Annotated in this window: 16 protein-coding genes; 4 read left to right on the forward strand and 12 right to left on the reverse strand. The window is 55.2% G+C overall.

Translation table 11 applies throughout. From position 1 onward, the window contains the following. Positions 1-103 precede the first annotated feature (103 nt). From PLD04_01680 to PLD04_01690, 3 genes are read right to left on the reverse strand one after another with little or no spacing between them, the layout of a single operon-like run. Positions 104-1,645 (reverse strand): hypothetical protein, encoded by a 1,542-nt coding sequence (locus PLD04_01680; protein HXK67026.1) that lies wholly within the window; start codon positions 1,643-1,645, stop codon positions 104-106. Beyond that, positions 1,558-2,646, reverse strand: coding sequence for a DUF362 domain-containing protein (locus PLD04_01685; GenBank protein ID HXK67027.1), 1,089 nt, complete (start codon positions 2,644-2,646; stop codon positions 1,558-1,560). Before PLD04_01685 ends, PLD04_01680 begins: the two co-directional genes overlap by 88 nt. Position 2,647: 1 nt before the next feature. Beyond that, positions 2,648-3,538 carry a decaprenyl-phosphate phosphoribosyltransferase gene (locus tag PLD04_01690; GenBank protein HXK67028.1) on the reverse strand — a complete coding sequence of 297 codons (891 nt, stop codon included), beginning with the start codon at positions 3,536-3,538 and terminating at the stop codon, positions 2,648-2,650. A 27-nt stretch (positions 3,539-3,565) separates the two neighbouring features. On the opposite strand from PLD04_01690, the gene PLD04_01695 reads away from it, so the two are divergent. Genes PLD04_01695 through PLD04_01710 form a run of 4 tightly spaced genes read left to right on the forward strand, consistent with a single transcriptional unit; the run spans position 3,566 to position 9,830 of the window. Continuing rightward, entirely contained in the window at positions 3,566-5,452 is a 1,887-nt protein-coding gene (locus tag PLD04_01695) for a hypothetical protein (protein HXK67029.1), read from the forward strand. Between the two features lie 37 nt (positions 5,453-5,489). Then, complete coding sequence (locus PLD04_01700; protein ID HXK67030.1) at positions 5,490-7,025, forward strand: hypothetical protein; 1,536 nt, start codon at positions 5,490-5,492, stop codon at positions 7,023-7,025. After that, a complete protein-coding gene (locus PLD04_01705) occupies positions 7,015-9,084 on the forward strand; it encodes a hypothetical protein (protein HXK67031.1) in 2,070 nt (689 codons plus the stop codon). The genes PLD04_01700 and PLD04_01705 overlap by 11 nt, the downstream gene beginning before the upstream one ends. Further along, positions 9,066-9,830 (forward strand): glycosyltransferase family 2 protein, encoded by a 765-nt coding sequence (locus PLD04_01710; GenBank protein ID HXK67032.1) that lies wholly within the window; start codon positions 9,066-9,068, stop codon positions 9,828-9,830. The genes PLD04_01705 and PLD04_01710 overlap by 19 nt, the downstream gene beginning before the upstream one ends. On the opposite strand, the gene rpiB is transcribed toward PLD04_01710, so the two are convergent. From rpiB to PLD04_01755, 9 genes are all read right to left on the reverse strand, one after another. Further along, positions 9,763-10,209, reverse strand: a complete 447-nt coding sequence (gene rpiB / locus PLD04_01715; protein HXK67033.1) for a ribose 5-phosphate isomerase B — start codon at positions 10,207-10,209, stop codon at positions 9,763-9,765. The two genes, PLD04_01710 and rpiB, sit on opposite strands and share 68 nt — an antisense overlap. Beyond that, positions 10,161-11,444 carry a folylpolyglutamate synthase/dihydrofolate synthase family protein gene (locus tag PLD04_01720; protein ID HXK67034.1) on the reverse strand — a complete coding sequence of 428 codons (1,284 nt, stop codon included), beginning with the start codon at positions 11,442-11,444 and terminating at the stop codon, positions 10,161-10,163. Before PLD04_01720 ends, rpiB begins: the two co-directional genes overlap by 49 nt. Then, positions 11,434-12,252: an acetyl-CoA carboxylase, carboxyltransferase subunit beta gene (gene accD / locus PLD04_01725; protein ID HXK67035.1), complete on the reverse strand. Its 819-nt coding sequence runs from the start codon at positions 12,250-12,252 to the stop codon at positions 11,434-11,436. Before accD ends, PLD04_01720 begins: the two co-directional genes overlap by 11 nt. A 13-nt stretch (positions 12,253-12,265) precedes the next feature. Then, positions 12,266-13,054: an ABC transporter ATP-binding protein gene (locus PLD04_01730; protein HXK67036.1), complete on the reverse strand. Its 789-nt coding sequence runs from the start codon at positions 13,052-13,054 to the stop codon at positions 12,266-12,268. Next, a complete protein-coding gene (locus PLD04_01735; protein ID HXK67037.1) occupies positions 13,051-13,998 on the reverse strand; it encodes an iron ABC transporter permease in 948 nt (315 codons plus the stop codon). The genes PLD04_01730 and PLD04_01735 overlap by 4 nt, the downstream gene beginning before the upstream one ends. Before the next feature lie 88 nt (positions 13,999-14,086). Next, positions 14,087-15,349 (reverse strand): alginate export family protein, encoded by a 1,263-nt coding sequence (locus tag PLD04_01740; protein HXK67038.1) that lies wholly within the window; start codon positions 15,347-15,349, stop codon positions 14,087-14,089. A gap of 23 nt (positions 15,350-15,372) precedes the next feature. Beyond that, positions 15,373-16,770, reverse strand: a complete 1,398-nt coding sequence (locus tag PLD04_01745) for a multiheme c-type cytochrome (protein HXK67039.1) — start codon at positions 16,768-16,770, stop codon at positions 15,373-15,375. Positions 16,771-16,926: 156 nt separating this feature from the next. After that, the gene (locus PLD04_01750) at positions 16,927-17,178 is read right to left on the reverse strand and encodes a hypothetical protein (GenBank protein HXK67040.1); all 252 of its coding nucleotides are present in this window, start codon (positions 17,176-17,178) and stop codon (positions 16,927-16,929) included. Between the two features lie 222 nt (positions 17,179-17,400). Further along, positions 17,401-23,985: a hypothetical protein gene (locus PLD04_01755; GenBank protein HXK67041.1), complete on the reverse strand. Its 6,585-nt coding sequence runs from the start codon at positions 23,983-23,985 to the stop codon at positions 17,401-17,403. Between the last annotated feature and the right edge of the window lie 241 nt (positions 23,986-24,226).

Below are 24,226 nucleotides of genomic sequence, written 5' to 3' on the forward strand. Positions count from 1 at the left end.
CTGACCGTTCTCTGGCCCTTTCTTTTTTTATGGTTTTACTCTCCCTGGGCAGCCAGTTCGTTTGGAAACCGTTTTCTGCTGCCTGTATCCGGAGTTCTGATCTTCAGCTGGAGCCTTCGAGGCTGGAAGGAACAAACTGCGTCAGGACCCGGCCGTCCCGACGATCCACAACCTGAAGGCGGGGTCGGAGAGACCCCGGAAATGTCATCGCGGGAAGTTGTTCATCGAGAAGAATAAAGACCCGGTGGCCCTGGGTGGACCAGGTGGAAACCGAAGCCAGCAGGCGATCATTTTGTTCCATCCATGCCGGGGGAGAGAGCCCGCGAAGTTCCAGCCAGCCCGGATGGGAATCCGATTCGAGCGGGTGCTGGTGATCTGTAATGTCAATCCCGGATTTGCTGAGATAGTAGGTCGTTTCCAGGCGTTCCGTACCTGTAAAGATCACAATATCCCCTGAAGAGAGATGGGGAGCCATCCATGCTGCCAGAGCCTGACCCGCCGGTGTATGCCGGATTTCCCTGATCGAGGCTGTCAGGGTGATAATCAGCCCCAGCACGGTCAGACCGATCAGACATGCCAGCTCCCGCTTGCTCCGTTTGGATGTCGACACCGCAACGGACAGAAGAAGGGGAAGAAGGATGATTTCCGTTCGGCCCGGAAAATAAAGGGGAGCGGACAGGATGGAATACACTGTCAGGCTTCCGGCCGCCCCAAGGGCTCCGAAGAGCAGGTGCCTGCGGTTTCGGACCGTCGGGATGAGAAGGATTGAGATCAGGCAGATGGCAAGACCGGCGGCGGCCAGGTTCGGAATGCCTGTTGCGAATGAACCCGGGAACAACCCGCCGGCGAGGATTCCCGGGGGCGTGAGAAGAAGGGAGAGAAGGCTCTGTCCCTTCGCATAATCCGCCATCCATAGAATCGAAACCCGGGGCTGGGCCATCATCGTCGGCCACCAGGGCAGGTAGGCCAGAAAGGCTGCAACGGGCAGGTAGGCCCGTCTGGGGTAGGCAATCACCCAGGCGGGAAGAAGAAAAAGGGCGATATTATGGGTATAGAGAGCCCCGATCATGGCCGCCAGGGCAATCCAGGGCCTGGAACGCTCCATGGCCGCCAGAGCGATCATCATGAAAAGGAGGAGGAGCCCGTAATTCCTTGCCTCGACCGCGTAGGCGGCGACGATGGGGTGAACTGCCAGCCACAAAGGAGCCCTGTGCGTGATGGAAACAAAGACAGCCAGGAACCCGAGAGAGGCAAGGAAGCTCAGGATACGGATGGATTGTATGCTTGAGCCGGCGAAGGCGGACCAGATGTGACTGGCAATGTAATAGAGGGGCGGGCCCGAATCGTCTTCCAACGTATGAAGGATACCCGGGATCGACTCTTCGGTCAGGCGAAGGGTGTAGATTTCATCGTGCCATGCGGGGCGGAGAACGATGGATGGGATGGAAATCAGGATCGATACGAGAAACAGCCAGAGAAGCGCGCGGCAGGGAAAGGAATTGACTGGATGTGCGGGCTGATCCGGGGAAAGGGGAGACGCCACTTCGCGGCCGGATCTTAACCCGGGTAACGGTCGAAGAGTCGGGCCCAGGCTGAAGTGCGACGAAGCTTTTTCATTCGAGACTTTCCGAATGTCGGCCACCACAGGTAGTCATGATAGGCGTACGAGCCGAAAACGAAGAGATAGACGATGGGAGTGTGGAAGAAGAGCTTCTGGAGGCCTCGAAAGGGGCCGAACCACATGAGATCCCCCACGCGGCTTGCCAGGTTATCACCCACGGAGAAGCTTGTGGTTTCTCCGGAAATGTCGTCCCCGACCAGTTCGATTTCCGACGGCTTTCCGCATCCCAGGCCTCGCTCGTGGGCCCTGGCGATGTACTCGAGGCTCATGGGGTCAAACCCCATTAATTTTGCAGCCACTGCATCGATCGCTACCATGTCGGAACTGGCCAGGAGAAGGTTTTTCTCCACCGGGATCATGGTCCGGGGACCGGGACCGCTACCGCAAAGGGTTCCGTCCATGACCGCAAAGAGACCTGTGTGAATCTCTTTTTGAATGGTCAACAGGTCGACCAGTGTGCGGTGAATGTGGGAGTGCGTGTAGTGACGGCGGGTGTTGAGCAGCCCTCCGAAGGCGTTCTTCATGGCCCCGGTGGTCGTCGTGTAGATGTGGGTCTTCACCGTAGGGAGGTGAACGATGTTCTTACCCAGGAAAAATTCCGGTATGTGGATTCCCCGGGGATAGATGGAGGGCAGAACCAGCATCTCGCCTTTGGGTTCATAGGGGATCCACTTCAAATCGTCCTTTCGGCAATTGTAGCGTTCCGGGACCTGATGGGTTTCGTACACCGGCTTCAGCTTGCAGAGCCTCTGCCCCTTATCGGGGTCGGTCACCACGGTGTTGTTGTGAACGGCAACCAGATCCTGGAATCCATCTGCCCGGAGGGCGCGTATCGTTCCTTCCAGCTGCCACGGTGTCGTGTTGGCGGAGAGGAAGGGAAAGTGCCAGGAAATATTATCTTTCAGGATTGTTGTCGATCCCGGATCAAGTGCCGATTTCATCCCTGCCAGACTGCTAAGGCGCGCAGTGTCTTCTATAACCGTATCTGGAGTGGTCCGGACCGCGGCAACGCGGGAAAGTGTCATATTATCCAGTATACACGATGAGAATGGAGGCGGCGATCCAGAGAAGAACGTTGATTGCGAAGGGCCCGTCTCCCATGAGGACATCGGTGGGATTCCCCCCCATGTCCCGGTTGTGGAGAAGGTAGAGATACCGTGCGATTCCATATACGACAAAGGGAATGGTGGCGATAAGGTAAGGGGAGTGAAATTTCACCTGGGTGGAGGGAGAGGTGACATAGAGGGCGTAGCAGAGGATCGTAGCCGCCGTGGCCATTGTGATCATCTGATCCAGGAAGGGGAGCGTGTAGTCGCCCAGTACCTTTCGATGGCGGGTGGCCTCGTCCAGTGTGGCCAGTTCGTGACGTCTCTTGCAGAAAGCCAGAAAGAGGGCAAGGAAAAAGGTGCATAGAAGGAGCCATGAAGAGACCGGGACATGGATAATGGCTGCACCCGCCACAACACGAAGAACGAATCCCAGGGCTATGGTCAGGGTATCCAGTATGACGATTCTCTTGCCTCCAAAGGTGTAGACAATCTGCATCGCAATGTATGTAAGCAGGAGAAGTTGAAACTCCCAGGCCAGAAAGTAAGAAAGAGCCAGACCCCCCGCCAGGCAGAAGAAGGCAATGATCAGCGCCTGTCCTGTGGAGATCTTTCCTGCCGGAATGGGGCGATGACACTTTTCAGGATGGAGGCGATCCTCTTCCCTGTCCCGGATATCATTTATAATGTAAATCGTGCTGGCCGCGAGAGAGAAGGCAAAGAACCCCTGGATCGTTGCGAGAACCATATGCGGATCGAAGAGTCGCTTGGCGAAGACCAGGGCTCCAAAGAGGAAGAAGTTTTTGCTCCACTGTTTGATCCGCAACAGACTGGGCAGATTCGGTATGATTCCCCCGGTATCTTCGGACATGCCGCCATTATATCACCGGGTTTGGCGATGAACCGGACCCGTGACCGGTTTCGTGACCTTTCTTACGGAATTCTTCTGATTGCTGCCCTTTTTCTTGTATGGCTCACAAATCAGCGGTTTCCCTTCTCTACTTCTTTTCTTTTCCATGTCCTGAAACAGGCAGTTCTCCTGGGAGCCTTTTCCTCGGCTCTGATGGGCTGGGGTCTTGCCATCCTTGCCCTCTTTCGATCACCGGGGCCTCACAGGGGCGGATTCCTCTGGGTCCTGGGGGCGACTTTCCTTGCCACTCTTCTCGGGCTTCTCGGACCCCTCTATTTCCCCGGGCCCTGGATCAGTGGTCTCATAACAGGGGTCGGTGTCTTCTTCGCCGTTCTGTTGTTCCGCCGAATCGAGCGACCTGTGTTCCATTTCCAGATACCCGCCGAGTTCCTCATCCTTTTCGTCCTTCTGATTCCTCCCGCGCTTCTGGCTCTGGCACCTTCCCTATCCCTTGATGCCCTCGTCTACCATCTGGCCGTTCCCGGACAGGCCATCCTGAAAGGGCAGCTTATACCCTCCCCGACAAATATCCATACCTTCTTTCCCATGCATGCCGAGGTTCTCTACGGGCTGCTTCTTCCCCTGGGCGGACCTGTAGCCTGTCAGGGCCTCCATTTCCTGGCAGGTATGATTGCCCTCTCATCCCTCGTGCGCTTCCAGCGGATTCGGGGCGGATCCCTCTCCCTGATGCCGGTCATCGTTCTTGCCGGAGTCCCGGTTCTCAACGTGATTCTGGGCTGGGCCTGGAATGACTGGTTTGTTCTCCTCTTCCTGGGGGAAGGACTCATAGAACGGGAGCGCTTCCGTGCCGGCGCGGATGAGGGTTCCGCCGTGCGATCCGCTCTCTGTTTCGCCGCTGCCGCTTCCGTCAAATATTATGCTCTGCCTCTTCTTCTCCTTGCTCCCAAACCCCGGCGCAGGCGTTCCCTGGTTCTGGCAGGGCTTCTCACAATCGTGACGCTGGCTCCATGGTATGGAAGAAACCTTGTTGTAAAGGGAAATCCAATCTATCCCATCCTGAGTGCCCACACGGGAGCTTCTGCTCTAACGCAATATCGCCAGGGAGAGGGAGGTCCGATACCTGTTATGGACTATCTCGGCAGAAAGGACCTGGTGGATGAGAGTGTGGGAGTTCTCCTTCCCCTGATGATTCTCCTGGTTCCTCTGGCGGGGTTTCGGCGGTTCCGGGAAGATCCTCTTCCCTTCCTTTTAATTCTGATGTACCTGGGCGCCGGGTTCGTGGTTCATCCGACAGCGCGTTTCTTTGCTCCGGCCATGATGCTGATCTGTATTCTCGGGGGAGAGGTGCTCTCGGTATGGCATGCTCGCAGGTCACGGGCGGTGATGGTAATCGTCGCGATGCTCTCCTGTATCAACCTTGTCCAGATTGTCAAAGTAGTGACGTATTTTGACCCGGTTGAGCCCGCTCTCGGGCTTGTAAAAGCTGAAACCTACCTTGACGAAAGCCAGTCGTACCTGCATGCTTTTCGATGGATTCAGGAACGGACGGATCCGCGCGAAAGGATTATGGTTGTGGGGGAAAGTCGTATTTACTATCTGAATCGACCGGCTATCGCCGCTTCCTACCTGGATCCGCCTCCCTACACACCCTGGATTTCACGAGACCGAACCCCCGAAGGCCTTGCGGACCGCCTTATGAAAGACCGTATCTGCTGGATCTTTATCAATCGTGCACAGTACCGCCCCGGACAGGCTGCGGTTCAACCGGTCCGGGAACTGAGATTCGACGCTTCCGAGGAAGAAGACTCACTCTTTGAGACGATGCTCGCCTCCCGCGGGGTTCGAGTTTACGCGAAGGGTTTCATTGAAATATGGCATCTGGAATCTTCCGCGGGCCGGGATATCCGTGAATAGAGGGAACCGGACAGCTGCTTTCATTTTGTTGCTCGGAGTGCTGGCCATCTCACTCTTTCCCCTGAGGAGCAACGATCTCTGGTGGCACCTGGCGACCGGCCGGACGATCCTGGATCAGGGGATACCTCAGACTGATCCCTTTTCTTTTGCCTCGGATCCTGTTCCCTGGGTTAACCACGCGTGGGGATTTGACGTCACGGTCTATTGTCTTCAAATGGTTCTTACCCCTCCCGGCCTGATCGCTCTCCGGATTGCCATCGTTGCCCTGATCGCCCTGTTTTTGTGGGTTCACAGAAGACGTCGGGGTGAAGGCCCATGGATCGCGCTTGCCTGGATCCTTCTACTTCTGGTCCTGGCTCGCCATCGCCTCATGGTTCGACCGGAACTCGTTGCCCTTCTGCTCCTTGTCTTTCTTCTTGGGAGCTTTGCGGATCCGTCTTCCCGAAAGCCGCGCCAGTTTTTCCGGATCGCGCTGATCCTCCTGATCTGGGTGAATGTCCACGCGAGCTTTGTCCTCGGGCTTGGCATTGCGTCGGTTCTTCTCCTGGGCCAGTCGTTCAGGGACCGGGATTGGAAACCATTTCTCTGGATCCTTCCCTTTACCGCGATTATCCTGGCCAATCCCTTTGGCTACCGTGCACTGGTTGCTCCCTTACGACTCATGGGAGATCTGGCAAGACTTCCCGTTGAGAATCCTGAGTGGGCACGCCCTTCCGCAATGATGGCTCTTCCCCTTGCGGCCGTTACGCTATTTGGTCTCTGGATTCTTGCGTCCCGCAAAGATCTCTCTCTTTCCTACCGGGTACCTTTCTCATTCGTGATCGTGATGTCAGCCGTTCTGGCTCTGACTGCCGTGCGCCATTCCGGAATTCTGGCCGTCACGCTGGCTTCTCTGGTACCTCCGATTCGATGGCGTGCCATCGGCATCTTTCTGGGCGGGGCACTTCTGGCCGTATTTCTTGGCGCCTGGTTTACGGGGCCCCGACCCGGATGGGGTGTCGATCGAGAAAAATTCCCGATTGCAGCGTTAGACATAGTTGAGCAGGTACCACCCCCCGGCAGGCTCTACAACCATCCCGGAATGGGTGGATACCTTATCTGGAGGCTCTATCCAGAACGGCAGGTCTTTATCGATGGGAGGAATGAACTCTATATAAAACTTCTCACGGAGATCAACAGAAGCCTGGTCAGCCTGGATCGATGGGTTGAACTTCTGGAAAAATACGGGATTCGATGGGCTGTTCTGCCCTACCAGGGGGAAGTCCGGGTCCTTCAGGGGGAAACCATACGAAGCCTGCCTGCATCGATCGCCCGTTTTCCCACCGATGCGTGGGTTTTGATGGATTACGATGACGCCGCCATGATCTTTTACGCCCGCTCGGAAGTCCCCTCGACCCTTCAGGGTCGGGCCTATCGCGTGATTCCGGAATCCCCCGCATACGTCCTGGATCGGATTCGCGAAGGAACATGGTCTTCCGAAGAGGTGAAAGAGGAGCTGAATCGTAAACTGAAGGAAAACCCGGACTGCCGCCGTGCCCGGGAGCTCCTGGACAGGATTGCAAGTGAGCTTTAAAACAATTATCGGAATTGTCCTTACGGCTCTGATCCTGGGCTTTTTCCTGATTCCGACATACAGGGACAATGCCTTTGTCCATCTTCCCATCTTCCTGTCACTTGATCAGGTCCGGTCCGGAATTATGCCCCCGTTCGTCCATCCCGGTCTGAATGGAGGCCAGCCCCTGGCGGGAGATCCGAATACTCTTGCGCTCTATCCCACTGCTTTTTTGACCCATTTCATGCCGGGGGCCTGGGTCTTCGGGTTTCACTTTTTCCTCCATCTTTTTCTCTCCGCGTTTTTTATGTATCGAATTGCACGTCAAACGATGGAGCCCGACGGAGCCCTGCTGACCGCCCTGGCATGGATCACCTGCGGTCCCTTTCTTTCCGCGTCCGTGGCCGCGAACCTTTTTACGACGGTCTCCCTTATGCCGGCCGTCTTTCTGACCACCGTGCCCCGCGTTCGCCCGGGGTGGGCGTCCCTCACCATCGCCCTTCAGATCTTTGCCGGAGAGTGGGTGCTGGCTCTGGCAACATTTCTTTTCTGTATGGTTCTTACAAGGGACCGTCTCATCCTGACGGGAGAGATGATTCTGGGATGCCTGATTTCAGCTCCCCTCTTCATGTACATGGCTCCCGTTGTGGGCTTTTCGACCCGGGCCATGGGAATCACAACCGCAAAAACTGCGCTCGCGGCATCTCTCCATCCGGTGCGGCTTGCCGGAAGCCTTCTTCCCTTTGCTTTTGGAAACTCCGCCGATGCAGTTGTGGGATGGTGGGGGAGTTCGTACACCAGGGCTCCTGGTTTTCTCCTGCCCACTCTTCATATGGCCTGGTTCCTTCTCCTTGCTTTTTTCACCAGTCGAAAAAACCGTTCGGCACTGATCCTGCAGTTCGTGTTCCTCTTTTTTGCCCTGGGAGCCTACAATCCCCTGATTGCCGTGGCTGCCGATCGATGGCAAGTACTCAATCTCCTTCGTTCTCCGGAAAAACTCTTTATCGCCATCACCTTTCTTCTCCTGGTGCAGATCACATGGCCCCGTATGGATCGAAAAACACTGCTGGTCGGCGGGTTGGTTTTTACTGCCATTTCCCTCGTCCTTATCCTCTATGCGGGGGGGCCGGGTCTTACCCCTGTTCGCATCGCCAACCTGGTGGCACAGATTATCCTGCTTTCCTGTCTGACCCTCCGCACGCAGATCCGAGCCATCATTCTGTCGCTGGGACTTGTTCTCTATGCCGTGTTTTTTCTCTCGCCGGTACTTGGGCTGGATCGAACTTCGAAGGTTCTGGGCGCAACCCTTTCTCTTGCCGATACAATCGGCCCCAAGGATGTTCTTGCTGATCTCACGGGAAATCGAGTCCGTGGATTTTCGACCTTCAGGGACTATGTGCGTTTTGCTTACGCCCATGCGATTCAGCCCACGGGAATCGGTCAGGGTTTCCGGTACCGTCTGTCTCCCGATGTTGCAGGATCGTGGTCCGTGATGGATCGTCTGGTCCGCGAGGCCTATTTCTCCAAGGTCGGCCAGGGAGGTCAATCCATTCTCCATTCCCAGGGGGTTCAAGCAATCCTGCGTTTCGACGGAGCATCCGGTGATCAGGGTCTGTTTCTCGAAAGGGTGGAACATCCTCTTCCCGACATTGCCCTTTTTTTCCATGCACGAATGGCGAAGGATCCTCAACAGGCGGTCGACATTCTCTCGGACCCCTCCTTCGATCCAACCCGATCGGTAGTTCTGGCAGGGCCTGAAGGTGAAGCGGGAGAAGATCGGTCCTTTCTTCCCGTAACGCCTGCCCTTCTGGAGGCGGATCGGGTTGAGGTCCGCCTGACGACGGACCATCCCGGTTTCCTCTTATTTCAGCGCGCCTATTTCCCCGCCTTTGCCTTCACAGACAATGGACGTCCCGTTTCCGCCGGTCCGGGAAACGTCGCGCTGACCTGCCTGAGACTGGAACCGGGGAAACATTCCATTGTCGGGTGTTTTCCCATGAGAGGAATATATGGAGCACTGCTTCTTGCCTTTTTTTCCCTCTGTGGCGTAGCATACAGGGCATGGTCATCCACGTCATAATTCCCGCCTATAACGAAGCGGGCCGGATTGAGGGAACCCTGGACGCGCTGTACGAGTACAGCCGGACGGGTCCCCACCGCCTCGCCGTATCGGTTGTGGATGACGGATCTACCGATCCTACAGTCTCTATTGTCACGGCGTACCGCGACAATGTCTGGTCCGAGGTTCGGCTTGTCCGGCTTCCCCGGAATCTGGGAAAAGGCGCCGCAGTCCGTTACGGAATGATGCACCTCGCACCGGGTTGTGACTGGGCCCTGCTCTCGGACGCCGATCTTTCCACCCCGATTGAAGAGGTTGAGACTCTACTCGCCCACTCCAGGGAAGCAGGGATCCTGATAGGTTCAAGGGCTTTGAACCCCGATCTCATCACGATCCATCAGCCGGCCCTTCGACAGCTGATGGGCAAGGTCTTTAATCTGCTCATTCGAACCCTTTTCCTGGATGGATTCTATGACACGCAGTGCGGGTTTAAACTCTTCCGCCCGCACATCGCCAGACAGATCTTCACGGAGCTGACCACGCCGGGATTTGCCTTCGATGTGGAAGTGATTGCCAGGGCGTACCGACGCGGCTATGTGGTCAAGGAAGTTCCCGTGCGCTGGGAGCACAGGGAACTCAGCCGGGTTTCGATCGTCGGCGCTCCTTTAAAGATGTTGAAGGAAATCGTTAAGCTGCGGCTCAGGATGGGCAGGGTGCGTCCAGCTTTTCCACCCGCCTGGCGTGACGGCCGCCGGAAAATTCTGTAGACAGAAAGAGCTCCGTAATCTCTTCCGCCAGGGCCGCGGCCACAATCCTGGCTCCCAGGGTCAGAACATTGGCATCGTTGTGCTGCCTGGCAAGGCGCACCATGTAGAGGTCGTTGCAATTTGCTGCACGAACGCCCGGATAACGGTTCGCCCGAATGGACATCCCGATTCCCGTCCCACAGACCAAAATCCCTCGGTTCCATCTTCCCCGGGATATTCCCTCGGCGAGAGCCGATGCGTAATCCGGGTAATCGACGGACTCAGCTCCATCCGTGCCCAGATCTTTGACGGAATAGCCCTTATTCCGAAGAAGATCTGCCAGATAGTCCTTCAGGGAAGCGCCCGCGTGGTCAGCTGCCAGGGCGATCGATTCAGCCATTGCATCACCTCCGAAACAAGATAGAGAGACCCTGAAACCAGGGTGGTGGGAGAGCCTGATGCGCCCGTAAGGGCATCGGAAAGATTCCGTTCGAGTGTGACCGGTATCCTGCTGGTAATGGAGGAGGCGGTTCGATGCATCATGGCCTCTGTCCAGCTGCGCGGAGTGGAAATAATAGGAACGAGACGGATCCGATCCACCCGGGGGGAGAGAATCTGAAGAGATTGCCGGGGTTTTTTTTGAGTGACGCTCCCAAAGATCAGTTCGACCGGTCTCGGAAGCTGGACCCGGTCGAGATAGGCTCCCAGAGCCCGGATTCCGCTGGGATTATGGGCCCCGTCAATAATAAGCCTCCGATTCCCCAGGCGAAACGTTTCCAGACGGCCCGGCCAGCGTGTATGGGCAACGGCAATCTGTAGAGCTTCCGCGGTCGGATGGTCCAGAAGGGTGGAGGCAGAGAGAGCCGCAGCCAGGTTTTCGATCTGGTGTGGACCGGTCAGAGAGGTGTGAAAGGGTGTCCACGTGCCATGAATTTTTGCTTCGAGGACCATGCCATCCGGATCCATATGAAGGGGTCGGATGCGGACCAGTCGGGATGATTCCACGATTTCTGCCCCAACGGTATGGGCGATCTCCCTGAGCTGCCTGAGGACAGGAGCTCTTTGCGGTGTGACAACAACGGTTTGTCCCGGTTTGATGATGCCGGCTTTTTCCCCCGCAATCTGTTCGAGGGTGCGGCCGAGGAGATGCATGTGATCATGGGCAATCCGTGTGATGATCGAGACCGGGCCGGTAAGGATGTTGGTGGCGTCAAGCCTTCCGCCAAGCCCTACCTCGAAGACGTTGAACCGGGTTTCGGATCGTTGAAAGTGCAGTGCGGCGGCTGCAGTAAGAAATTCAAAATATGTGGGAGGTGAATCCATTGACGGCAAAACGGAGGCAATCTCTTCCACCAGGGCGGCAAAGGTTTTTTCATCAATCGGCGTTCCTGAAACCCGTATCCTCTCATGGACCGAAAGCAGGTGAGGGGAAGTGAAGAGCCCCGTGGACCCGGAAAGGGTTTCCAGGATCGAAGCGAGAAATGCGGAGGTCGAACCCTTACCGTTGGTACCTGCAACTAGAATGTTGTTTGAATGGGACTGAATGGGAAGCCGTTCTACAAGGGAGCGGACCCGTTCCAGGCCCAGGGTCATTTCCGAGGGTTTCAGCGATTCAAGAAAGCCATCAACGTCCATGAAGAATGGATAAAAGAGATGCGATGGATCCCTTGAGCTGGTCCCGGGGTACCACCATGTCAATGATGCCGTGCTCCAGGAGGAATTCCGCCCGTTGAAATCCTTCAGGTAATTTCTGCCGGATTGTCTGCTCAATGACGCGGGGACCGGCGAATCCGATGAGAGCCCCGGGTTCAGAAATAATGACATCTCCCTGCATGGCATAGGAAGCCGTGACCCCGCCCGTTGTGGGATCGGCCAGTACCGATATGAAGGGAATCTTTCCGGTTTTTAATCGTCCGATCGCGGCAGAAATCTTGGCCATCTGCATCAGGGAAAGCGGACCTTCCTGCATCCGGGCGCCCCCGGAACAGGATACGATGATGAGAGGAGCGTTGTCGGATAACGCCTTTTCCGCTGCCCGGGTTATTTTTTCACCGACCACCGATCCCATGGATCCCCCCATAAAGGCAAATTCCATGGAAGCAATCACTACCGGCATTCCCTCAAGCGTGGCTGTTGCCACCAGGACTGCGTCCTGATCGCCGGCCTTGATCATAGACTCTTTGATTCGGTCCCTGTACTTCTTTTTATCCTTGAATTTCAAGGGATCGGACGAGGTTGTTTTCTCCGAAAACAGGGTGTATTTTCCTCCATCAGCCAGGAGGCAAAGCCGCTCCGCTGCAGAAAGGCGAAAGTGGTAGCTGCACTTGGGACAGACCTTGTTACGCCGCTCGACTTCCTTGAAGAAAATGATTTCTTTGCAGGCCTGACACTTGACCCACATACCTTCGGGGATGCGAACGGGACCGGAAGGTCGATTCTCCATGGCGACTATGGTATCACGGGGCCTCTGACCCATCAACACGCGGGGCGATCAGGGGGCCTGTCAATCCGTCCGCCCGGTCAAAGGGGCAGTCAAAGAGATCCTCCCAGGCCTGGAGACGTGAAAATTCGCCCTTTCCCTGAAGGTGCTCCACCATCCTTCCCTCTTTGAGAAGAACGATGTCCTGGCAGACCCGGAACAGGAGATTGACATCATGGGAAACGACGATGATCGTTCGCCCCGATCCGTGAAGGGAAAGGATCTTTTCCGCCATGTGTCTCTGGTGGTGAGGATCCAGGTGAGTGAAGGGTTCGTCGAGAAGAAGGATCTCCGGATCGGCTGCCAGGGCACGGGCGAGCAGAACCCTCTTTCGCTCGCCTCCGCTCACGTTCTGGACGGGTGTCCTTCGATAACGGATCAGTTCGAGTTGAGAAAGTGCCTCATCCACAGCCTCCCTGTCCCGCTTTGAGAAGGGTGCAAAGGGAGAGAGGTGTGGATATCGTCCCAGCCGTACCATGTCTTCCACGGTAAGGGGGAAGGGTAAAAGAAGTTCCTGCGGAACCCAGGCGACCATGCGGGCATATGCCTTTCTGTGTATGGTTCCAAGGGGATGGTCCGAGAGAAAAATCCTTCCCTCGTCCGGCTTCAGTACCCGGGCCATTAATTTCAAAAGGGTGGACTTTCCGGCGCCGTTGGGACCCGCAATTCCCGTCACCTTCCCGGCTGGAACCTCCAGGTTCAGGTCTTTCACTATCGTCTGGCCGGGCACGTATCCAAAGGTGACATGTTCCAGCAGAAAGCTCATGTGTCACGTCCTAAAAGCATAAGGAAGAAGGGAGCGCCTACCAGGGCGGTCACGGCTCCTGCAGGCAGATCGCCCCCGGGGAAAAATCTGGCCGCACTATCGGCCAGAACAAGAAAGGCTCCGCCCAGGAGGGTTGAAGTGGCAAAGAGAACGGTATGGCTGCTGCCCCACCAGCGACGGCACAGGTTCGGGACGATCAGGCCGACAAATCCGATAATCCCCACAAGAGCCACGGTCATGGCGGTCAGGAAAGACGCGGAGAAGAAGACGACACGTTTCAGCCGTTCCACGGAAATACCGCTGGAGGAAGCGGTTTCCTCACCCAGCAGAAAGACGTCCAGCTGCCGGGTCAGGAGCAGCAGGGGGAGAGCTCCAAGGATCAGCAGGGGGGCCAGGGTTCCTGCCGTACCCAGGGAAAGATCGGAGAGGTTTCCCATCATCCAGTGCATGTAGCTGGAAAGCTGGCGATGGTGAACATAAGAGAGTCCCATCAGGATCAGGCTTGCAAAGAAGGCATTCAGGATGACGCCTGAAAGCAGCATGCGGGTCGTATCCATTCGGCCCCGTGTCGTTCCCATGAATGCCACACTCCATACGGTCAGTGCGCCTCCAAGAAAGGCGAGCAGAAAGGTTGAGATGGAATACGGTGAAAAACCAAGCATGAGGCTGGCCAGCATTCCTGCAGCCGCGCCCGAGGAAACTCCGAGAACAAAGGGATCCGCCAGGGGGTTACGGAGAAGTGTCTGGAGGCCCGATCCGGCGAGGGAGAGGGCGGCTCCCACAAGAAACGCAGCGATGGCCCGGGGGAGTCGAAGGTAAATCAGAACCTTCCATGCCGTCGGATCTCCCGAACGAAGGCCATCCAGAACCGGGTAGGGACCGGTGCCGAGGCTCAGGAGACATGCCAAAAGCAGCAGAAGGATCAGGAGCAGAGTACGTCGCATGAATTTCCATTATACGATGATCTGCGCAGGACAGGGATTTCTCCCCGGGATCGAACCGGGGAGACCTGTTACAGCATGGAGGGGGGCGCTAAAATTTTAGTGAAGTCTGCATATAAAAATATTCACCATTATCCGCCAGGCCTGTATCTGCCAGATAATCACCGGCAGAAAAATGAGAATATCCGAACAGGAACGATAGGTGGTCACCGAAGGGAAGTGCAGCGGTCAGGTCGAATTCTGTTCCAACTTTATTGCTTATCGAAGGATCATCGGAGGTGCGCAGTGGTTTTCTGGCAGCGCTGTAAAGGGAGTCCGTCGTTTCTGCAAGACGAAGGAAATGGATGTCGGCCTGGACCTTGACCTTGCTTGCCGGAACCAGGGAAAACGAGAGCCTCAGGTCCTTCAGGTTCTGGAGACTCGCGCGGTCCATGTACCCGTAAAACTTATGGTTTGTAGGGAATAAATTGTCAAAGGTGTTTCGCGTACCGTCCACAGGGTCATCGTCTCCGGAACCGAAGGCGTATTCGAGTCCGATCCTTGGTGTGTACCGGAATGGAAGAGTGTACCCGATCTGGATAATCAGCGCGTAGGCGGAAATGTCCTGATCGCCGAAATTACCAAACTGATAAGCGCTTTCGAACCCATAATCAAATCCCGCAACTTCTCTGCCCCGGAAGAAGAATCCGATTGTGGACTCAGAAAGCGTCCCGGAACCGACTTTGGGACCGAAGGTTATGGCGGTATCGGTATCTCTGAACAAATAGTACAGATCAAGGATGTGGTGAGATGTAACTCTCCCCGAAGTGTAAAGGCCCCAAAGGGTGTCTTCATCGTTCCATTGATTCAGCTGGTCGTATTCTGTAATGACCTTTCGAACGGCAAAGAGATCGGTTGTCCACATGGATTTCTGATGTCGGATTTTAATCCCATCGAATGATTGCGCCACGTTGGACCAGTTAAACCCGCCGATAAGCCGTTCCTCACCATAGATGAGCTCCATTCTCCCCGCTGTCAGGGAGAAGGATGAGAAAACGGCCGGGTGATAAACGGCATATGCCTGTCGGATATCCAGTTGATCCCGATAGGGAGCTGGGCTGCCAACTTCGAGATTCCATACTCTTGCATCCTGAAACTGGGTGAAAAGGGATAGTGTTTTTGTTGCCTTCCACGACAGAGTGAGACGAGAACGAAAGAGATGAAAACCCAGCTGATCATCTGCCAGAGAATTGAAGTCGAAATTATCCTGATATTCAAACCGATGCCGGAACTCGACCTGGATATTCAGATTGTCATTGCCGGCAAGGCCTCCTGCCAGGCCGAGTGCAAGTACGAAAAATAGAAGCCGCTTCATGGAATTATCTTCTTCTTTATTAATTACTGCTTATAGCGATCAGAGTAAAACTTCTGAATTTTCTGGAGGGCTTCCTTTCCCATACCGTCCCTGTGCCATTGATGGCCCTCCTGGGAGTAGACATATTTATCCAGAAGTTCTTTCGCTGTTTCTTCTCCAGCCACCTCCTTCAGCTGAGGAATGAATTTCTCGTAAAAATGTTTGCCAACCTCATACATGCCATGCCACCAGGTGTAATCGGGTCCCTGCATTGCAGCTCCATGACGGGCACGTCGTCCCTCGTGATGCCACAATTCCCACCAGGTCCATTCAATAGGATCGTCGAAATCGGGTTCCGAGATGATTTTTCGGAATTTAAGTTCTGAGATTATGGAACGCGCAGGAAGGGCAAACTTGGTATTGTAGAGATCAACAACACCGTCAAACTGGTCATAAGCTCCCGATGTGAATTCCTTGCTGTGACACTGGTTGCATACAGTCTTCATCGTGTCACGGCGATCTTCCCAGGTTTTAAATGCGGTAACTTTCTTTCCCTTGAATGTGGCATCCACGGCAGGAAGTTCGGGGGAATCACCCGGAATGTCAAGCTTGGAGTGATCCTCAAAGATCACCATGTTTAGCTTGGTTGAAATCGGAGGACGAAGCGTCCACGAAATTCGTTCTCCGACATCATGGGTGACTCCCAGATTTCCCGCCGCACCCATGTGACACGATGCGCAGGTCGGCCCGGAGAAATAATCTTTTCCCGCAACCCAGGTATCCTTGTCAAGATTCAGGGATTCACGATTGGCACGATACATGATGCCGTGTTTGGATTCCTCCCATACTTCAATCTGGGGGTGGTCAGGTCCGAGGTGGCATTTTCCACAGGCTTCCGGCTGTCGTGCCTGGGCGGCGCTGAACTCGTGCCTGGCATGGCAGGCGGAACACGAACCAGCAGAACCGTCTGGATTGATTCTTCCCATACCTGTGTTGGGCCAGGTTTCTTTGGTGGGTTTTCCCTGATCATCAACACGGACTGCAGATCCGTGGCACTGTCTGCACCCGGCATCCACGGCCGGCGGTCCTCCCACCACCTCGCCAAGGAGATTATCCAGAGACCCAAGAATCTCCGCGGCCTTTGCATGGTGGGATCCCTTCTGCTCCATGAACTCTTTTTCGTGACATTGGCTGCAATCCTTCGGGGATACGATGATCGAAACCCATGCCCCGTTGTGCAGGAAAGCGTCAGGTTCTCCTTCTTCGGCGCCATGGCAATCGGCACAATCGATTCCCGCCTTAAAATGTTTGGAACTTTCCCACTGTTTTACAATTCCCGGAGTGACTTTTGTGTGACACGTTGTGCAGGGTGCTGATCCCAATAAGAGGGATGTGACCAACAGAATTGCCAGGGTTAACGGCCATAGATAGTTGTTTTTCATGATTCCTCCTATCCCGTGGTTGTCCTGTATGATAATTAGGACTCCTATATAATAGGACGAAAATTAACGTTTGTCAAGCCCGGCAGGTGGAGGGCGTCTCGTACCCGGAAAGCATCAAAGAATGGATTTGTAAGATCCGGAATAATACAGGAATTCTTACATGGTGTCGTCGATGGAAGAAAGAGCCTGGTGTCCCGTATGGGTCAGCTGATAGAGCCTGCGGTAAAAGGGAAATTCGATCAGGATGCCCTTCTCGATCAAAGACAGGAGCACGATTTCCAGTTCATCCTCAAGGCTGTATTTCAGTTCCGATCGGAGAATGTCATAGGTTAGACCCATTCCCTCTTTGATTCCGCGTACCTGGTACACGTGAAGGATCGAACGCTCATCATCGGTAAGTTCGTGCATGGTGCCCTCTAAAAGTTGTAATTCCCACAACGTGAAAAATATTCCTGGCAGTCAAATACTCGACGAAGTGATTCAGACACTCTCCAACTGGAAACCATTGTCAGATAAAGGTGCAATGAAATTCAAGCTGCCACTGCAAAACACCTGGACCTGATTTATATCCTGCAATACTTTTTTTCTTTCAAATCGGCAATAAAGCGACATTATCGTGATGGGATCTGCTTACGGACACTCCTTTCCGGATCGCGGGGTTCCATCGGAGTCTGTCCCGAGGTTTTCTCCGCACCCATTCTGTATTCTTATCAGGTAATAGTAGGTGATACCGGCGCCAGGCGCTCCATCCGGATCGGTTGAATTGAGAAGTGCTGTGTTACCCGCCAGACAGTCTGCTCCCGAAAAATCGGTGGGTGAGATGCTTCGGAGAACATCGTAAACCGGTGCGGAACATCCGGGGTCCGTAGAGGGTTCCCATGTGATCGTCGTGGGAAGATTTCCCGCAAGTGCCGCGTGGATGACGGGAGAACCGGGAGAGGTCCAGATCGTGTCATCGAAGGGGAAGCAGTCCGTTGTGTCATCCTCGCCGTCGTTGTCGTCGTCGGGATCACAGACGTCTCCGAGACCGTCTCCCTCGAAGTCTGCCTGGTCCGTGTTGAAGCCATCGGGGCAGTTATCGCAGAGGCTCCCTACGCCGTCACCCAGGCCGGTGGCATACACGGCCTGGATCTCTTCAAGGGTCAGTGCTCTGTTAAAGACGGCTGCGTCGTCGATCAATCCCAGGAAGGGGTGGGTATTTGTAAGGTAGTATCCGCCCACAACCCAGGTTACGCAGTCCTGGAGGTCGGCGACGGGGTTGTCGGGTCCTGCCAGGACCAGGCCGCCGTCCACATAGATTCTTCCGTTGGTCCCGTCGTAGGTGTAAACCGCCAGGTGCCACTGGTTGTCGGTCCATTTGACCGTATCGGTGTCCACCTCACCGTACCGGGTTGTGGTTCCCTCTCCCGTGGTCCATCCCCTCAACGCTCCGTCGGTGTCGTAGACCAGAGCGTGGCTGTGGCTCCAGTCCCCGCTGGCATCGGAGACCTCGATGAGACGAGGAGAACCGGACCCTCCGCCGGGGCTTTTGAACCAGGCTGCCAGCGAAATTTCCGAACCAAAGGTTCCGCTCCATGCTCCCAGCACCTTGTCGTTCGTACCGTCAAAAGAAAGGCTATAGGGATCATTCGAGAGAGCTGCGGGTGTATCTTGCGAATAGATCGGACCGTTGGTAAGAGTTCCATCGCCACCATATCCTGATGAATCGAGAGCCGTGATTCCTGTACCTTCATTAAAACGCCAGGCCGCGATATTATCGGGGAAATCGACGTCCTCCTGATCCGGATTCAGATGGTCAGGACAGTTATCGCAAAGATCTCCCGCTCTATCTCCCACACCGATGTTATAGACCTGCTGAATCTCCGGCAGCTCCAGCTTCCGGTTCAGGATGGACACCTCATCAATGGTGCCCTGGAAGGTGTTGTTCGTGTCCAGGTAGTACCCTCCCGAAACCCAGGTCTTACCATCCTGAATGTCGGATGTGGGATTGTTGGTGCTCGAAAGGATTTCCACAGCGTCCACATAGAGTCGACCGGTGATCCCGTCGTACGTGTAAGCTGCCATGTGCCATTGACCATCCACCCACTTGGCCGGATCCGTATCGATCGTACCACCCCGGACTCCGGTCGATTCATCGGTTACCCAGGCGCGAAGGGCACCATCGGTGTCATAGACAATGGCACAGCTTTGATTCGAGTGGCCGACTTCGTTGGAGAACTCGATAAGACGGGGGGATCCTTCCCCTCCTCCAGAACTCTTAAACCATGCAACCATGGTCACTTCCGACGTGAAGACCTGATCCCAGGTTCCGGATACCTTCCCCGAAACCCCGTCAAATTGAAGGGCAGCGCCCGAGTGACCCGGTACCCAGGCGGCTCCCTCGATCACTCCATCACTGGTTCCGTAGGAATCATATGCCGTGGATCCCGATGCTTCATCATAGCGCCAGACCGCCGCGAGCCCGATCAGGTCGCTGTCTTCCTGCCCCGAGTTTGATGCCGCCGGACAATTGTCATTGATTGCGCAGAATCCATCTCCATCATCATCGTCCCCTGTACTGTCCCGTCCAATGGTTTCGGGTGTGCTTCCTGACAGGTCGCAGCCGTTACGATATGTAACTTTATACAGGTACCATTGTCCATCGAACCCGGTCCCGTCCATGTATCCGGTGAATCCTTCAGGGATACCAGTTTCAATAGCAATTCCATCTCGCAGAACCTCGTAGGTCCGGCTGCCCTGCCCATGATCCCCCCAGTCGGCGGGATCTTCCTGCCAGTTCAGAGCAACACCTGCATTGTTACACCCGTCCATGTCCATAAGGTCGATAGCCGGAAGTCCCGACGGCGCCGATCCCACGAGGTCAGTGAGAGAAACTCCGGCGGTGGCATTCGCATCGGAGCATCCGTTGATGTATCGAACCGCGTACGTGTAGGCTGTGCCGTTTGTCCCGGTATTGTCCGTACAGGACGTGGTCCCGTAACTCTTGGTGCCCGAACACCCACCGGATGAGAGCGTACTTCCGTTTCGATATACCACGTAGGTCCTTGTTCCCACACCGTTGTCGTTCCAGCTGACGGGGTCCTGGTTCCAGGTGACCGTGACGCCGGTATCGAGGCAGAGATCAGGATCGGATCCTCCATTGTTGGTCAATCCCGCAGGATTTGAGGAGACTTTATCCATTGCCGTGGCTGAGGAAGTATTGGCATAGAGTGCGCACCCGTTCGTGTACCGGACACGGTAGTAATAGGTCTGATTGTTGTTGGGAGGGTTGTTGGTGTAGGAGGTGATATTGTCGCTGTAGGGGATATCGCTTCCTACGGCGGCCCAGGAGGAGACTCCATCGGGGCTCCTCCAGACCCGATAGGTACGGGTATCACTTTTTCCGTTATCTCCCCAGCTGGAAGGATTTCGAGGCCACGTGATCGTTATGCCGGTATCGGTACAGTCACTGGCGTCCACGGCCGTGATCGTGCCGAGACCGGTCGGGGCGCTTCCGGTTTTATCGGTCCGATAATATCCGGAAGTAAAGGCGACATTTCCGCAGCTGTTGTAGTACCTCACCGCATAGCAATACGTACCATCCGGTTCCGCCGTAGTATCCAGATAGGTGGTGGGGTCTCCATAAGGGATAAGACCCGAAAGGGTGTTTACCGAACAGTTTCCCCCCAGGGCTCCCCGATAGACCCGATATTGACGAAGCGAGGTGTCGATGTCGTGATCCCCCCAGTCCGAAGCATCATCGGCCCAGTCGATCCGAATTCCTGAGTAGGCACAATCATCTTCGTCATAGGCTGAGTAGGATAAACCCGAGGGAGCACTGCCAACCCGATCCGTAGCCGTCACGTCCGACGTTTCTCCTGATAATCCACAGGCGTTCTGGTAAACCACGGAGTAGGTGTACTCAATATTCTGGTCGCCAGTAAGATCCGTAAGTGTGGATGTCCCATAGGGAATTGTCTCCAGGAGGGTCTCCGAACGGTAGACTAGATAATTGCGGTTAGTATTGCTGATTCCTCCGTCTCCCCATGCCGCGGGGTTTGCGCCCCAGGTAACCTGAACCCCGGTGGCACTGCAGTGATCCAGGTCGGTCGCGGTGACCGCAGAGAAGCTGGATGGCGCAAATCCGGAACAGTAGGCCGTGCAGTAGATGGCTCCATTGCCGTAGTAATCCATCCCGACCCCGGGACAGTGACTCCCTCCCCAGACAATCAGGCTCTTTCCCGTCCAGTGGCCCCCCATGTCTCCCCTTGGAGAGAGAACCCCGTCGGAATTAAAGGAAAACCAGTCTTCCCTGGAGAGTGTATAGCGATAGCCGGGGTTGAAGCCTTCTCCGCTGGCATCCTCCTCAAGGAAGGTCAGGAAGAAGGCGCCAGTCCAGTCTGCAATGACTGGACGATTTCCATATCCGCGGGAGTCAGCGGGAAGGGACCATGTGTCGGTAGACGGGTGATAAAACTCCATGACATTATATGGAGGATTTGTAATGTATCCGATATAGACGATCATCATGTCGCCGGTCCAGACCGCGTTATGAAGGCTTCGCGCCTCGGCGGCGTTGGACATGGATGTCCAGGTGTCATTGAGAGGATCGTAGCGGCCCCCTGAATTTTTTGGGGTCGTTCCAGTCTGGCCGCCCCACACAATCATCTCATCGTCTGCCCACACGGCAGAATGGTAGTATCGCACTGCAGGCAGTGCCGGATCTCCAGTGTTGGTGGCGGTCCAGGTGTCTATGTCAGGGTCGTATCGTCCCCCCGTGTTTAAGTAGGTACTCCCGTTATACCCGCCCCAAACAATGGCAACACGTCCCGACCAGACCAGGGAATGTCCATACCTGGAGGAGGGTGCGTCGGTGGTTGTCATGGCTGTCCATGTATTGGCTCCCGGATTGTAGCGTCCCCCCGTGTTCCGGCTTGTGTTTTCTCCTCCCCCCCACACGATCATTTCAGAGCCGGTCCAGATGGCGGGGGCATCGGTTCGCGCAATAGGGGCGTTCGTCGTGGTCATGGCGGTCCAGGAATCGGTTGCGGGGTTGTACTTCGCCCCGGTATTCATCGATCCCATGTTGTCTCTTCCCCCCCATATGACCATTTCCGTACCGGTCCAGACGCTTGAATAGTCTCCCCGTGCAGCCGGTGCGCCGCTGGTGCTCATGGTCTTCCACCAGTTGGTGCCGGGGTCATATCGGCCTCCGGTGTCCTGGGCCGTCGATCCGGCATTCCCTCCCCATATAACCATTTCCTCACCCGTCCATACCGCAGAGTGGCCGTACCTGGCTAAAGGAGCACCTGTAGTTGTTGTGGCATCCCAGGCGTTCAGGGTGGGGGAATAGCGGGCGCCCGTGTCGAAACAGCTCGAACCGTTCCATCCGCCCCAGATAATCATTTCCTGGCCGGTCCAGACGGCTGTATGGCCCCTGCGTGCTGAAGGTTGTGATGTCGTAGGAAATGAGCTCCAGGTTAGGGTGTTCAGGTTGAGGATCCCACCATCACCAAGGTTTACACTCGAATTCCTTCCTCCCCAGACCATCATTAATCGCTTTGCGATGATTGCTGTATGTTGCGACCGTACGGAGGGGGCGTCGGTCGTCGTGAGGGTTCCCCAGAACCCCGTATTTAGATTAAGGTAACCACCGGTTCGAAAATAGCTTGCCCCATCCTGACCGCCCCATATGATCATTCTATTTTCCGAGGCATCCCAGATCGCTGTATGGTCGAACCGTGCGGAAGGTGTATTGGGATCGTAAAGATTAGGGGTGGGTGACCATGTCCGGCCTGCGACGTAGTAATGCGCCCCGCTTTTGAGAGGGTAGGGATAGGCCGTTTGAAGGCCGCCCCAGATCGTCATGTACGTACCGGTCCAGATGGCGGAATGGTTTGTTCGGGCTACCGGGAGATCGGCACTGGACGTGTCCGTGGCGACCCATGAATTGCTTCCCGGGCTGTATTCCCCGCCGGTGTTGTAATAGGTTGATCCATTGTTCCCCCCCCATACGATCATTTTGGAACCGGTCCAGATGGCTGTATGGGTGGTTCGTGCCGAGGGCGCTCCCGTAGAGGACATGGAGGTCCACGTGTTGGTAGAGGGGGTGTACCGTTTTCCGTCTGCACAGGGTGTTCCCCCAAAATCCCCACCCCAGATAATCATCTCGGTTCCTGTCCAGACAGCTGTGTGGTTGGCCCTCAGGGAGGGAACCCCCGAGGTGGATGTCGAAGACCACACGTCGGTTCCGCAGACCGTCGCAAGTGTGCGGGGAAGGGTGTATTCTCTGATGGATGTCTCTGTCTGAACCGGCAGGCTATCCTTGACTTCATTCCACCAGGAGTCAAAGGGTCTCTTGGCCCAGCTGGCATACCCAACACGGATCCAGTCACTCCCCTTGTCCACGATAACCGTGGCATAAAACGAAGTCTCCGACTCCTGGAGAGGGCTTACCATACCGATCTCAAGGATATCCAGGAGTTCTTTATCGGAAAGGTCTTCATGGCCACCGTCCAGGACCGTACGAATGGCGTCAAATCTGGCAAGATCCCGGGAAAACTCCGCGCTGTACTGCGGAGGATTCGGTGAGGTTGACAAAGATTGAGACGAGTGGGGAAGAACCCCATCCTGGCTGATGGCATATACGGCTTCGGTATAGGTGCCACCTGAACCTACCGGATTGCGAAAATCTTTGTGAAGAGCCATGTCTCTCTCTGCCAGGCTTTTTGTACTTTGATGCAGGTCAGGATCAAAGGCATAGCGACGATGGATTCTTTCTTCGATCAGGATGGTGCGGGCCAGGCATTCCGCGATTTTCAAAGGGTCATTCCCCAGAGCTTCCCATAGTTCCCGAAGCATGGCCGGATCTTTGCTCTCCCGGGCCATACGGTCTATTTCCTCCTGGATTTGTTGAGGTGTTACTGGATCACTCCACCAGCGATCCAGTGCTATTCCCATTTTAAGGGTTTCGGTGACGTATTCCTCAAGTAATTCATTTGGAAACTGGCTCTCAAAGGGTGGCTTCGTCCCCGGATTTTGTGAAGGCCAGATTCTGTGCTCGAAATAGATTCGTTCCACAACGCGGCGGCACTCTACCCGTTCTGCCAGGTCGAAGGAGCGGTTTAATTCAGGTCCCTCTGTGGCAGGGGACAGCGATCCGGATTCACCACCTGCAAACGCAATTGCCCAGGTAATCACCAGCAGGGTCAAGAAAATCGAAATACATTGTTTCATGATGACCTCCATCTCCGGTTCGGGAACATGCACTTATTCTGGCAAACTTCAAGTTGTTCTTACCGGATATGAAGGATTCCGGAGCTTACATTCTCCACCTCATTTTTTGAAACAATCGAGGTAGAAGAACAAAGACTCAATGTCCTGCATGGATAATTCCCATCTCTCCCCGGCAAATTGCTTCACCAACCCTTTTCTCACCTATATGATGGTGAAATTAGCAGAGGTTGTCAATATGAGA

Source organism: Thermoanaerobaculia bacterium (genome assembly GCA_035593605.1).
Lineage (GTDB): Bacteria > Acidobacteriota > Thermoanaerobaculia > UBA2201 > DAOSWS01 > DAOSWS01.

Coding starts and splice junctions, on each gene's coding strand:
- PLD04_01710 (HXK67032.1), top strand. CDS start 9,066: ATGGTCATCCACGTCATAATTCCCGCCTATAACGAAGCGGGCCGGATT.
- PLD04_01720 (HXK67034.1), bottom strand. CDS start 11,444: ATGGACGTTGATGGCTTTCTTGAATCGCTGAAACCCTCGGAAATGACC.
- PLD04_01730 (HXK67036.1), bottom strand. CDS start 13,054: ATGAGCTTTCTGCTGGAACATGTCACCTTTGGATACGTGCCCGGCCAG.
- PLD04_01745 (HXK67039.1), bottom strand. CDS start 16,770: ATGAAAAACAACTATCTATGGCCGTTAACCCTGGCAATTCTGTTGGTC.
- PLD04_01690 (HXK67028.1), bottom strand. CDS start 3,538: ATGTCCGAAGATACCGGGGGAATCATACCGAATCTGCCCAGTCTGTTG.
- PLD04_01750 (HXK67040.1), bottom strand. CDS start 17,178: ATGCACGAACTTACCGATGATGAGCGTTCGATCCTTCACGTGTACCAG.
- PLD04_01695 (HXK67029.1), top strand. CDS start 3,566: ATGAACCGGACCCGTGACCGGTTTCGTGACCTTTCTTACGGAATTCTT.
- PLD04_01685 (HXK67027.1), bottom strand. CDS start 2,646: ATGACACTTTCCCGCGTTGCCGCGGTCCGGACCACTCCAGATACGGTT.
- PLD04_01735 (HXK67037.1), bottom strand. CDS start 13,998: ATGCGACGTACTCTGCTCCTGATCCTTCTGCTGCTTTTGGCATGTCTC.
- accD (HXK67035.1), bottom strand. CDS start 12,252: ATGGAGAATCGACCTTCCGGTCCCGTTCGCATCCCCGAAGGTATGTGG.
- PLD04_01755 (HXK67041.1), bottom strand. CDS start 23,985: ATGAAACAATGTATTTCGATTTTCTTGACCCTGCTGGTGATTACCTGG.
- PLD04_01740 (HXK67038.1), bottom strand. CDS start 15,349: ATGAAGCGGCTTCTATTTTTCGTACTTGCACTCGGCCTGGCAGGAGGC.
- rpiB (HXK67033.1), bottom strand. CDS start 10,209: ATGGCTGAATCGATCGCCCTGGCAGCTGACCACGCGGGCGCTTCCCTG.